The 12749-nt window shown below is 68.4% G+C and carries 10 protein-coding genes; all 10 read left to right on the forward strand.

All coding sequences use genetic code 11. From position 1 onward, the window contains the following. Genes nuoF through ABD260_RS29790 form a run of 10 tightly spaced genes read left to right on the forward strand, consistent with a single transcriptional unit; the run spans position 1 to position 12749 of the window. Positions 1-1311, forward strand: a complete 1311-nt coding sequence (nuoF, locus tag ABD260_RS29745; protein WP_344238786.1) for an NADH-quinone oxidoreductase subunit NuoF — start codon at positions 1-3, stop codon at positions 1309-1311. After that, a complete protein-coding gene (locus tag ABD260_RS29750; protein ID WP_344238788.1) occupies positions 1308-3758 on the forward strand; it encodes an NADH-quinone oxidoreductase subunit G in 2451 nt (816 codons plus the stop codon). Before nuoF ends, ABD260_RS29750 begins: the two co-directional genes overlap by 4 nt. Continuing rightward, a complete protein-coding gene (gene nuoH, locus ABD260_RS29755) occupies positions 3755-5068 on the forward strand; it encodes an NADH-quinone oxidoreductase subunit NuoH (RefSeq protein WP_344238790.1) in 1314 nt (437 codons plus the stop codon). The genes ABD260_RS29750 and nuoH overlap by 4 nt, the downstream gene beginning before the upstream one ends. Next, positions 5061-5609, forward strand: a complete 549-nt coding sequence (nuoI, locus tag ABD260_RS29760) for an NADH-quinone oxidoreductase subunit NuoI (protein ID WP_344238792.1) — start codon at positions 5061-5063, stop codon at positions 5607-5609. Before nuoH ends, nuoI begins: the two co-directional genes overlap by 8 nt. Beyond that, positions 5606-6445 carry an NADH-quinone oxidoreductase subunit J gene (locus ABD260_RS29765; RefSeq protein ID WP_344238794.1) on the forward strand — a complete coding sequence of 280 codons (840 nt, stop codon included), beginning with the start codon at positions 5606-5608 and terminating at the stop codon, positions 6443-6445. Before nuoI ends, ABD260_RS29765 begins: the two co-directional genes overlap by 4 nt. Continuing rightward, positions 6442-6741 carry an NADH-quinone oxidoreductase subunit NuoK gene (nuoK, locus tag ABD260_RS29770; protein ID WP_130384807.1) on the forward strand — a complete coding sequence of 100 codons (300 nt, stop codon included), beginning with the start codon at positions 6442-6444 and terminating at the stop codon, positions 6739-6741. Before ABD260_RS29765 ends, nuoK begins: the two co-directional genes overlap by 4 nt. 11 nt (positions 6742-6752) lie before the next feature. Beyond that, entirely contained in the window at positions 6753-8621 is a 1869-nt protein-coding gene (gene nuoL, locus ABD260_RS29775) for an NADH-quinone oxidoreductase subunit L (protein WP_344238796.1), read from the forward strand. Continuing rightward, positions 8618-10141: an NADH-quinone oxidoreductase subunit M gene (locus ABD260_RS29780; RefSeq protein WP_344238798.1), complete on the forward strand. Its 1524-nt coding sequence runs from the start codon at positions 8618-8620 to the stop codon at positions 10139-10141. Before nuoL ends, ABD260_RS29780 begins: the two co-directional genes overlap by 4 nt. Positions 10142-10146: 5 nt before the next feature. Continuing rightward, complete coding sequence (nuoN, locus tag ABD260_RS29785) at positions 10147-11727, forward strand: NADH-quinone oxidoreductase subunit NuoN (protein WP_344238920.1); 1581 nt, start codon at positions 10147-10149, stop codon at positions 11725-11727. After that, positions 11724-12749 carry a polyprenyl synthetase family protein gene (locus ABD260_RS29790; protein ID WP_344238800.1) on the forward strand — a complete coding sequence of 342 codons (1026 nt, stop codon included), beginning with the start codon at positions 11724-11726 and terminating at the stop codon, positions 12747-12749. Before nuoN ends, ABD260_RS29790 begins: the two co-directional genes overlap by 4 nt.

Consider the following 12749-nt stretch of genomic DNA (forward strand, 5'->3'; position numbering starts at 1 on the left):
ATGACGTCTGTGCTGACACCGGTGCTGTCCGACAACTGGGATCAGATCAAGTCCTGGCAGCTGAACTCGTACCAGCGGTCCGGCGGGTACGACGCGCTCCGCAAGGCGCTCGCGATGCAGCCGGCCGACGTGGTCGCCACGGTCAAGGACTCCGGTCTGCGCGGCCGTGGTGGCGCCGGCTTCCCGACCGGGATGAAGTGGTCGTTCATCCCGCAGGACAACCCGAAGCCGAAGTACCTGGTGGTGAACGCGGACGAGTCCGAGCCGGGCACCTGCAAGGACATCCCGCTGATGATGGCCTCGCCGCACACGCTGGTCGAGGGCGTCATCATCGCGTCCTACGCGATCCGCGCGTCGGCCGCGTTCATCTATGTCCGTGGTGAGGTCCTGCACGTGATCCGCCGGCTGCAGCAGGCGGTCCAGGAAGCCAAGGACGCCGGCTACATCGGTACGAACATCCTCGGCAGCGGCTACGACCTGGACGTGATCGTGCACGCCGGCGCCGGCGCCTACATCTGTGGCGAGGAAACGGCGCTGCTGGACTCGCTCGAAGGACGTCGCGGTCAACCTCGGCTGCGTCCCCCCTTCCCCGCGGTCGCGGGCTTGTACGGCTGCCCCACTGTCATCAACAACGTCGAGTCGATCGCATCCGTTCCCGTCATCATCAAGAACGGCGCGGACTGGTTCTCCTCGATGGGCACCGAGAAGTCCAAGGGCATGACGCTGTACTCGCTGTCCGGCCACGTCACCCGCCCGGGCCAGTACGAGGCGCCGCTCGGCATCACGCTGCGCGAGCTGCTCGACCTGGCCGGCGGTGTCCGGGCCGGGCATCAGCTGAAGTTCTGGACACCGGGTGGCTCGTCCACGCCGCTGCTGACCAGTGAGCACCTGGACGTGCCGCTGGACTACGAGGGCGTCGGCTCGGTCGGGTCCATGCTCGGTACCAAGGCGCTGCAGATCTTCGACGACTCGGTGTGCGTGGTGCGGTCCGTACTGCGCTGGACCGAGTTCTACAAGCACGAGTCCTGCGGCAAGTGCACGCCCTGCCGTGAGGGCACCTGGTGGCTGGTGCAGATCCTCGAGCGGCTGGAGCAGGGCAAGGGGTCCGAGGAGGACCTGGAGACGCTGCTCGACCTGTCCGAGAACATCCTCGGCCGGTCGTTCTGTGCGCTCGGCGACGGTGCCACCGCGCCGATCACCAGCTCGATCCAGCACTTCAAGGACGAGTACCTGGCGCACTTCGAGCACGGCGGCTGCCCGTTCGACCCGATGGCAAGCACTGTCTTCGCGACTGCTGGAGCTAGCGCATGACGATCCAAGCCAACCCACCGGCCGGCAGTGGAGCAGTGGAGCGGACCGCCCCTGATGACGCTGTGACGGTCACCATCGACGGCATCGAGGTGAAGGTTCCGAAGAACAGCCTGGCGATCCGGGCCGCGGAGCAGATCGGGATCCAGATCCCGCGGTTCTGCGACCACCCGCTGCTCGACCCGGTCGGTGCCTGCCGGCAGTGCCTGGTCGAGGTCACCGACGCCGGCAACGGCCGCGGGATGCCGAAGCCGCAGGCGTCCTGCACGCTGACGGTTGCCGACGGCATGGTGATCAAGACCCAGGTCAGCTCGCCGGTGGCCGACAAGGCCCAGCACGGGAACATGGAGTTCCTGCTGATCAACCACCCGCTGGACTGCCCGGTCTGCGACAAGGGCGGCGAGTGCCCGCTGCAGAACCAGGCGATGACCAATGGTGGCGGTGAGTCCCGGTTCGCCGAGACGCACGGTGTGAAGCGGACCTACCCGAAGCCGATCAACATCTCGGCCGAGGTACTGCTGGACCGGGAGCGCTGCATCCTCTGCGCGCGCTGCACCCGGTTCTCCGAGCAGATCGCCGGTGACCCGTTCATCGCGCTGATCGAGCGCGGCGCGCTGCAGCAGGTCGGCATCTACGAGAAGGAGCCGTTCGAGAGCTACTTCTCCGGCAACACCATCCAGATCTGCCCGGTCGGCGCGCTGACCAGCGCGGCGTACCGGTTCCGCTCGCGGCCGTTCGACCTGGTGTCGGTGCCGTCGGTGGCCGAGCACGACTCGTCCGGTGCGGCGATCCGGGTCGACTACCGGCGCGGCAAGGTGATGCGCCGGCTGTCCGGTGACGACCCGCAGGTGAACGAGGAGTGGATCTCGGACAAGGACCGGTTCGCGTTCCAGTACGCGACCACCGGTGACCGGCTGACCTACCCGATGATCCGCGAGGACGGCGAGCTGCGGCCGGCGTCCTGGCCGGAGGCGATCTCCTTCGCGGGCGCGAAGCTGGCCGCGGCGCGTGGGAACGCGGGGGTGCTGACCGGTGGCCGGCTGACGCTCGAGGACGCGTACGCGTACTCGAAGTTCGCGCGGGTCGCACTGGGCAGCAACGACATCGACTTCCGGGCCCGGCCGCACTCCGCGGAGGAGGCGGACTTCCTCGCCGCCGCGGTCGCCGGTACCGGCCTGGGCACCACCTTCGCCGATCTGGAGAAGGCCGGCAGCGTGCTGTTCGTCGGGTTCGAGCCCGAAGAAGAGGCGCCGTCGGTGTTCCTCCGCATCCGCAAGGGTGTCCGGTCGCACGGCACCAAGGTGTTCACGCTCGCGGCGTACGGATCGCGCGGCATCGAGAAGCTGGACGGCGTGGTCGTACCGGCCTCGCCGGGCACCGAAGCCGCTGTGCTGGCCGACCTGGGCAACACCGGTGAGGCCGGGGCAGCCGCCCGGGCAGCGCTCGGTCCGGACTCGATCATCATCGTCGGCGAGCGGCTGGCGAGCGTACCGGGCGGGTACTCGACCGCGCTGCGGCTGGCGCTGGACACCGGTGCGCAACTGGCCTGGATTCCGCGCCGTGCGGGTGACCGGGCCGCGCTCGAGGCCGGCTGCCTGCCGGGCCTGCTGCCTGGTGGCCGGCTGGTCAGCGACCCGCAGGCGCGGGTCGACCTGCAGGCCGCCTGGGGCGTCGAGCACCTGCCGGCCGAGACCGGCAAGGACCTGACCGGCATCCTCGAGAACGCCGGCGGCCTCGGCGCGCTGGTGGTCGCGGGTGTCGAGATCGACGACCTGCCGGACCCGGCCGCGGCGCTGGCCGCGCTCGAGGCCGCGCCGTTCGTGGTCAGCTTCGAGGTCCGCAACTCGCAGGTGACCGAGTTCGCCGATGTCGTCTTCCCGGTGGTTCCGCCGGTGGAGAAGTCCGGCACGTTCGTGAACTGGGAGGGCCGCGAGCGGCCGTTCCCGGTGGTGCTCAAGCAGCCGGCCGCGATGCCGGACGTCCGCGCGCTGGCCGCGCTGGCGCAGGAGATGGGTACCCCGCTCGGGTTCGCCACGCCGGACGGCGCCAAGCGCGAGCTGGACGAGCTCGGCCGCTGGGACGGCGACCGCGCGCAGGAGCCGGGGTACCACCCGGCGCCGCCGCTCGGGGCGTTCGACTCGACCCGGCTGGCGACCTGGCGGATGCTGATCGACGACAGCCGCGCCTGCGACGGTGAGCCGCACCTGACCGCGACCGCGCGGACGCCGGTGGCCCGGATCTCCCGCACCACCGCGCACCGGATCGGCGTCGCCGACTCCGACGAGCTGGTGGTGAGCACCGACGCCGGGTCCGTCCGGCTGCCGGTGCTGATCACCCCGATGACCGACAACGTGGTCTGGCTGCCGACCAACTCGGCCGACTCCCACGTCCGCCGGTCGCTGCACGCAGACCATGGCTCGATCGTGACGATCGCCGGAGGGAACGCATGACCATCCCACTCGCGGTGCCGGATGCCGGGGTCGGACACGATCCTTGGTGGGTCATTCTCATCAAGGTGCTGTTCATCTTCGTCTTCCTGGTGGTACTGACGCTCTTCAACATCTGGTGGGAACGCCGGGTCGTGGCGCGGATGCAGCACCGGATCGGCCCGAACGTGCACGGCCCGGCGGGTCTGCTGCAGTCGCTGGCCGACGGCGTCAAGCTGATGCTGAAGGAAGACCTGATGCCGAAGGGCGTCGACCGGTTCGTCTTCGTACTGGCTCCGGCCATCGTCGCGATCCCGGCCTTCCTCACCTTCGCGGTGATCCCGTTCGGCCCGACCGTGAAGATCCCGTTCACCGACACGTACACCCGGCTGCAGCTCACCGACCTGCCGGTTTCGGTGCTGTACGTGATGGCGATCGCCTCGATCGGCATCTACGGCATCGTGCTCGGCGGCTGGTCCTCGAACTCGACGTACTCGCTGCTCGGTGGCCTCCGGTCCAGCGCGCAGATGATCTCGTACGAGGTCGCGATGGGCCTGGCGCTGGTGACGGTGTTCCTGTTCGCCGGCTCGATGTCCACCTCGGAGATCGTGGCCGCGCAGTCGCACCAGACCGTGCACTGGTTCGGGGCGTCGATACCGCTCCCGGGCTGGTACGCGTTCCTGCTCTTCCCGTCGTTCGTGATCTACGTGATCTCGATGATCGGCGAGACGAACCGGGCACCGTTCGACCTCCCCGAAGCCGAGGGTGAACTGGTCGCGGGCTTCCTGACCGAGTACTCCTCGATCAAGTACGCGATGTTCTTCCTGGCCGAGTACATCAACATGGCGACCGTGTCGGCGCTGGCCACCACGCTGTTCCTGGGCGGCTGGCGGGCCCCGTGGCCGATCTCGCTCTGGGACGGCGCGAACTCCGGGTACTGGCCGGTGCTGTGGTTCCTGGGCAAGATGATGTGCTTCATCTTCTTCTACATCTGGCTGCGCGGAACGCTGCCGCGGCTGCGCTACGACCAGTTCATGAAGCTCGGCTGGAAGATCCTGATCCCGGTCTCGCTGGTCTGGATCCTGCTGGTCGCCACCGTGCGCGCGGTCGGCCGGGAGACCAACTTCAGCCGGACCACGCTGCTGGTCGCGGCCGCGGTGGTGCTGGTGCTCGCGGTGATCAGCATGTTCGTCCCGCAGAAGCCGAAGCCGGAGCAGCCGACCGAGGCGGACCGCGCGAAGGACTTCGATGCGTTCGCCGGCGGCTTCCCGGTGCCACCACCGATCTCCGGTCAACAGTCCGAGCCGACATCGAAGGCAGGCAGTCGTGGCTAGTGTCAAAGAGTCCCTCTGGGATCCGGTCGCCGGGTTCGGGGTCACCTTCCGGACGATGTTCCGCAAGGTGTTCACCGAGCAGTACCCGTTCGAGAAGAAGCCGACCGCGCCACGGTTCCACGGCCGGCACCAGCTGAACCGCTGGCCGGACGGGCTGGAGAAGTGCATCGGCTGTGAGCTGTGCGCGTGGGCCTGCCCCGCGGACGCGATCTACGTCGAAGGCGCCGACAACACCGAGGGCGGCCGGTTCTCGCCGGGCGAGCGGTACGGGCGCGTGTACCAGATCAACTACCTGCGCTGCATCCTCTGCGGTCTGTGCATCGAGGCCTGCCCGACCCGGGCGCTCACCATGACCAACGAGTACGAGCTGGCCGACACCAGCCGCGAGTCCCTCATCTACGAGAAGAAGGACCTGCTGGCGCCGATGCTCCCGGGCATGCAGGAGCCGCCGCACGACATGCAGCTGGGCAAGACCGAGAAGGACTACTACCTCGGGCTCACCGGCGCCGCTGTGAAGGCCGAAGGAAGTGACACCAAATGATCGGATTGGTCACCGGGCCGCAGGTCGCCTTCTGGCTGCTCGCGCCGGTCATGATCCTGGCCGCGATCGGGATGGTGCTGGTCCGCAAGGCCGTGCACTCGGCCCTGCTGCTGGCGACCGTGATGATCTGCCTGGCGATCCAGTACGCGGCGCAGGACGCGCCGTTCCTGTTCGCGGTCCAGATCATCGTCTACACCGGCGCGATCCTGATGCTGTTCCTGTTCGTACTGATGCTGGTCGGCGTGGACGCGTCCGACTCGCTGGTGGAGACGATCCGGGGTCAGCGGCTGCTGGCCGGGATCGCGTTCCTCGGCTTCGGCATCCTGGTGGTCGCGGCCGTCGGCAGCGCTGCCTTCGGCAACCCGCTGGGGCTGGCCGACGCGCAGCCGGACGGTAACCCGAAGGCGATCGCGGCACTGCTGTTCGGCAAGTACGTCTGGGCCTTCGAGGTCACCTCGGCGCTGCTGATCACCGCGGCGATGGGTGCCATGATGCTGGCCCACCGCGAGCGGCTGACCAAGAAGCGGACGCAGCGCGACCACGCCGAGGAGCGGATTCGCAAGTACGCGGAGCAGGGCATCCACCCCGGTCCGCTGCCGACCCCCGGTGTGCTGGCCCGGCACAACGCCGTCGATACCCCGGCGCTGCTGCCGGACGGGTCGATCGCACCCACCTCGGTTTCGCGGGTGCTGCAGGCACGTGGCACCGTGTTCCCCGAAGACCGGGAGCGCGCCGACGTCGAAGAGGTGCGCGAGCTCGAACTCGGGGACGCGTACCCGTCCGAGGCTGAGAGCACCGACACCACCGGTTTCGTCGGACAGGAGGAGAAGAAGTGACCACCGAGCCGTACATCGTGCTCGCGGCGATCCTGTTCAGCATCGGGGCGCTCGGCGTGCTCGTCCGCCGGAACGCGATCGTCGTCTTCATGTGCGTCGAGCTGATGCTGAACGCGACCAACCTCGCGTTCGTCAGCTTCGCCCGCCAGCACGGCAACCTCGACGGCCAGATCGCCGCCTTCTTCGTGATGGTGGTGGCCGCGGCCGAGGTGGTCATCGGCCTGGCCATCATCATGGCCATCTTCCGCACCCGTCGCTCGGCCTCGGTCGACGACGCCAACCTGCTCAAGTACTGAGGTAGCAACCGATGAGTCATGAGCTGACCTGGCTGCTGGTCGCGGTACCGGCGGTGTCGGCGGCGATCCTGCTGCTCGGTGGCAAGGCCACCAACGCGTGGGGTCACCTGCTCGGCACCCTGGCGCCGGTGATCTCGTTCGCCCTCGGCGTGGTGCTGTTCGTCCAGATGAACGGCAAGTCCGGCGAAGAGCGGTCCGAGACGGTCCGGCTGTTCGAGTGGTTCTCGGTCGGCCACATCAAGGTCGACTTCACCCTGCTGATCGACCCGCTGTCGATCCTGTTCGTGCTGCTGATCACCGGTGTGGGTTCGCTGATCCACATCTACTCGATCGGCTACATGGAGCACGATCCGCGGCGGCGCCGGTTCTTCGGGTACCTGAACCTGTTCATCGCGTCGATGCTGCTGCTCGTGCTGGCGGCCGATTACCTGCTGGTGTTCGTCGGCTGGGAGGGCGTCGGTCTGGCCTCGTACCTGCTGATCGGGTTCTGGCAGCACAAGAACTCGGCGGCGGTCGCGGCCAAGAAGGCCTTCGTGGTGAACCGGGTCGGTGACATCGGCCTCTCGCTCGCGGTGATGAGCATGTGGGCGCTGTTCGGCTCCTCGGCCTTCGGGGTCGTGAACGCCGGCGCCGGCCAGCTCTCGCACACCTGGGCGACGCTGCTCGGCCTGATGCTGCTGCTGGCGGCCTGCGGCAAGTCCGCGCAGGTGCCGCTGCAGTCCTGGCTGCTGGACGCGATGGAAGGCCCGACCCCGGTGTCGGCGCTGATCCACGCGGCGACCATGGTCACCGCCGGTGTGTACCTGGTGGTCCGCTCGCACGCGATCTACGCGGTCACCGACGCGGCCTCCACCGCGGTGGTGATCGTCGGTACGGTCACCGCGCTGGCCGGCGCGATCATCGGTTGCGCCAAGGACGACATCAAGAAGGCGCTGGCCGGTTCGACGATGAGCCAGATCGGCTACATGATGCTCGCCGCGGGCCTCGGCCCGGCCGGGTACGTGTTCGCGATCTTCCACCTGCTCACCCACGGGTTCTTCAAGGCGAACATGTTCCTCGGCGCCGGTTCGGTCATGCACGGCATGAACGACGACGTGAACATGCGCCACTACGGTGCGCTCCGGTCGGCGATGAAGGTCACCTTCGTCACCTTCGGCTTCGGGTACCTGGCGATCCTCGGCATCCCGCCGTTCGCCGGGTTCTTCAGCAAGGACAAGATCATCGAGGCCGCGTTCGCGCACAACACCGTGATCGGTCTGTGCGCGCTGCTCGGCGCCGGCATCACCGCGTTCTACATGACCCGGGTGATGCTGATGACGTTCTTCGGCAAGAAGCGCTGGGCCGAGGACGTGCACCCGCACGAGTCGCCGAAGGTGATGACCTGGCCGCTGATCATCCTGGCGGCGCTGTCGCTGGGCGGCGGCGCGCTGTACTTCGCCGGCGACTGGATCGTGAAGTGGCTGGAGCCGATCGTCGGGCACGAGGAAGCGCACCCGCCGGTCAGCGCGCTGGTGATGACGCTGATCACCCTCGCGGTGGTTGCCGTCGGCATCGTCATCGCGGTGCTCAAGTACCGCCAGGACATCCCGCGGGAGGCGCCGGCCGGTTCGCCGGTCACCGTGCTGGCCCGGCGTGACCTGTACGGCGACGCGCTGAACGAGGCGGTCCTGATGCGCCCGGGCCAGTACCTGACCCGGACCCTGGTCTGGCTCGACAACCGGGGCGTCGACGGCCTGGTGAACGGGCTGGCCGCACTCTTCGGCGGTCTGTCCGGCCGGCTCCGCCGGTACCAGACGGGCTTCGTCCGTTCGTACGCACTCAGCATGGTCTTCGGCGCCGCATTCGTGGTCGTCGCCCTCCTCGCGGTGAGGTTGTCGTGAACATCGGTTGGCTGACCCTGTTACTGCTCCTGCCGCTCGTCGGGGCCATCGCGACGATGCTGGTGCCGAGGGCGAAGGCGCTGCTGTCCAAGCAGGTCGCGCTCGGGTTCTCGCTCGTCACGCTGGTGCTGACCGCGATCGTCGCGATCGGCTACCAGCGCAACGGCGCCGGGGACTACAACGAGACGCACACCTGGATCAAGGCCTTCGGCGCGCACTACGCGCTCGGCCTGGACGGTGTCGGTGTCGTCCTGGTGGTGCTGACCGCGCTGCTGACGCCGATCGTGCTGATCGCGTCCTGGAACGACGCCGAGCACGGCCGCTGGTCGGAGAAGTCCTTCTTCGCCTGGGTGCTGGCGCTGGAAGCACTGTCGATCGGCGTGTTCAGCGCCACCGACGTGTTCCTGTTCTACGTACTGTTCGAGGCCACGCTGATCCCGATGTACTTCCTGATCGGTGGCTTCGGCGGCCCGCAGCGTTCGTACGCCGCGGTGAAGTTCCTGCTGTACTCGCTGCTCGGCGGTCTGATCATGCTGGCGGCGGTCGTCGGCCTGTACGTGGTGTCGGCCAAGCACGGCGCCCCCTCGTACCTGCTGACCGACCTGATGAAGCTGGACATCAGCCAGAACACCGAACGGTGGCTGTTCCTCGGCTTCTTCTTCGCCTTCGCGGTGAAGGCGCCGATGGTGCCGTTCCACACCTGGCTGCCGGACGCGGCCGGTGAGGCGACGCCGGGGACGTCGGTGCTGCTGGTCGGCATCCTGGACAAGATCGGCACCTTCGGGATGATCCGGTTCTGTCTCGGCCTGTTCCCGAACGCGTCCGAGTGGGCGACCCCGGTGGTGCTCGTCCTGGCGCTGATCTCGGTGCTGTACGGCGCGCTGCTGGCGATCGGGCAGACCGACATCAAGCGGCTGATCGCGTACACCTCGATCTCGCACTTCGGCTTCATCGTGATGGGCATCTTCGCGCTGACGTCGCAGGGCCTGACCGGCTCGACGCTGTACATGTTCAACCACGGTCTCTCCACCGCCGCGCTGTTCCTGGTCGCCGGGTACTTGATCTCCCGGCGTGGGTCCGCGCGGATAGCCGACTACGGCGGAGTGGAGAAGGTCGCACCGGTGCTGGCCGGGACGTTCCTGTTCGCGGGCCTGTCCAGCCTGGCGCTGCCCGGCCTGTCGCCGTTCATCTCCGAGTTCATGGTGCTGGCCGGTACGTTCAGCCGGCACAAGGTGATCGCGGTGATCGCCGTCCTGGGTATCGTGCTGGCCGCGCTGTACATCCTGCTGATGTACCAACGCACGATGACCGGCCCGGTCCGGGACGGGATCGAGAAGCTGAAGGACCTGAACGCCCGTGAGGTGCTCGCGATCGCGCCGCTCGTGGTTCTGATCATCGGCCTGGGAATCTTCCCGAAGCCGGTGGTCGACATCATCAAACCCGCGATCGACTCGACCATGCAGCGGGTGGGCGTGACTGACAAGGCACCGCAGATCCCCGTGACGGAGGGACAGAAGTGAGCGCGATGTTGCTGCCGCTGGCAGACTTCACAGCGCCGAAGATCGAGTACAACGAGCTGGCTCCGCTGCTCGTGATCTTCGCCGCGGCGTGTGTCGGCGTACTGGTCGAGGCGTTCCTGCCGCGGCCGCTGCGGCACCTGGTGCAACTGGCGATCACCGTTGTCGCCGTGGTCGCCGCCGGCGTGCTGACCGGCATCCTGATGCATGGCAAGAAGGCACTGATCGCCGCCCAGGGCGCGATCTCGGTGGACGGCCCGGCGCTGTTCACCTGGATCATCCTGCTGGCGCTGACGCTGATCAGCGTGCTGCTGTTCGCGGAGCGGTCGGTCGACGGCGGGCTGTCCGCGTTCGCGGGCCAGGCCGCTGCCGTGCCCGGCTCCGAGGCCGAGCGGGAGGGTACGGCGGCCCGGATCGAGCACACCGAGATCTTCCCGCTGACCATGTTCGCGGTCGGCGGCATGATGCTGTTCGCGGCGTCGAACGACCTGCTGGTGCTGTTCGTCGCGCTCGAGGTCTTCTCGCTGCCGCTGTACCTGCTCTGTGGGCTGGCGCGCCGTCGCCGGCTGATCTCGCAGGAAGCCGCGATGAAGTACTTCCTGCTCGGTGCGTTCTCGTCGGCGTTCCTGCTCTTCGGCATCGCGCTGCTGTACGGGTACGCGGGCACCATGTCGCTCGGCGGCATCTCGGACGCGCTGTCCACCCAGACCAGCGGCGACGCGATCCTGCTGGCCGGTACCGGCCTGCTCGGGGTCGGCCTGCTGTTCAAGGTCGGCGCGGTTCCGTTCCACTCCTGGACCCCGGACGTGTACCAGGGCGCGCCGACGCCGGTCACCGGCTTCATGGCGGCCTGCACCAAGATCGCCGCGTTCGTCGGCCTGATGCGGGTCTTCTACGTCGCGCTCGGCGGCTCGCGCTGGGACTGGGCGCCGATGATGTGGGTCGTCGCGATCCTCACCATGGTGGTCGGTTCGATCGTCGCGATCACCCAGACCGACGTGAAGCGGATGCTGGCGTACTCGTCGATCGCGCACGCGGGCTTCCTGCTGACCGCGTTCGTCGGGCTCGCCCAGAGCGGGAACGGCGTGCACACCGGGATCACCTCGACCCAGGCGGTGCTGTTCTACCTGGTGTCGTACGGCTTCCCGACGATCGGCGCGTTCGCGGTCATCACGCTCGTCCGCGATGCCGGCGGTGAGGCGACGCACCTGTCCCGCTGGGCCGGCCTCGGCAAGAAGTCGCCGCTGCTGGCCGGGATCTTCGCGTTCTTCCTGCTGTCCTTCGCCGGCATCCCGCTGACCGCGGGCTTCACCGGCAAGTGGGCGGTCTTCAGCGCGGCCTGGACCGGTGGCGCCTGGCCGCTGGTCGTGGTCGCGGTGCTGTCCAGCGTGGTCGCCGCGTTCTTCTACGTCCGCGTGATCGTGCTGATGTTCTTCTCCGAGCTGCCGGCCGACTCGCCGGACGTGGCGCTGCCGGGTTGGCAGACCACGTCGGCGGTCGCGCTGGGTCTCGCTGCCACGGTGGTCCTCGGTCTGGTTCCCGGACCGGTGCTCGACCTGGCGGCCCGAGCTGGTGAGTTCATCCGTTGAGTCCGACTCCGCTGCCGGCCGAGAGCCTGGGCTTCGAGTTCGCCGACGCGGCGCTCGAGGCCCGGGTTCGCGCTGGGCTGGAGCGGGTCGAGCAGGCGCTGCTCGATGCGACCCAGTCCGAGGCGCCGTTCGTCACGGCGGCGGCGCAGCACGTCATGGTTGCCGGCGGCAAGCGGTTCCGGCCGCTGCTGGTGCTGCTGGCGGCTGAGTTCGGAGCTGCCGAGGTCGCCGTCGACGACGTGGTGAAGGCGGCTGTGGTGGTCGAGCTGACCCACGTCGCGACCCTGCACCACGACGACGTGATGGACGAGGCCGCGCTCCGGCGCGGTTCCGCCACCGCGAACGCGCGCTGGGACAACTCGGTCGCGATCCTGTCCGGCGACTGGCTGTTCGCGCGGGCGTCGGACCTGGTCGCCGACCTCGGACCGGAGGCGGTCCGGATTCAGGCCCGTACCTTCAGCCGTCTGGTCGAAGGCCAGATCCGGGAGACCATGGGTGTCGGCGAAGGCCAGGACCCGCTGAAGCACTACCTGTCGGTGGTCGCCGACAAGACCGGTTCGCTGATCGCGACGTCCGCGCTGTTCGGGGCCCGGTACGCCGGTGCGCCGGACGACGTCCAGGAGTCGCTGCGGGCGTTCGGCGAGGAGATCGGGGTGGCTTTCCAGCTCGCCGACGACCTGCTGGACATCGCGTCCGAGTCGGATCAGTCCGGCAAGACCCCTGGTACGGATCTGCGCGAGGGCGTACCGACGTTGCCGGTGCTGATCTTCCGCGCCCAGGCGGATCCGACGGACCCGACCGACGCACGCCTGCTGGACCTGCTCGATTCGGACCTTTCCGACGACGCCCGGCTGGCCGAGACGCTCGACCTGCTCCGCGCTCACCCCGCGTTCGGTCAGGCCGAGGACGATGTCCGTCGGCGCGCTGCCGACGCTCGCAAACTCCTCACCACGGTGCCCGAAGGGCCTGGCCGCGAGGCGCTCGAAACTCTCTGCGACCTGGTCGCCACCCGTTCCGTCTGA

This window comes from Kribbella hippodromi, from assembly GCF_039531045.1.
GTDB classification, from domain to species: Bacteria; Actinomycetota; Actinomycetes; order Propionibacteriales; family Kribbellaceae; genus Kribbella; species Kribbella hippodromi.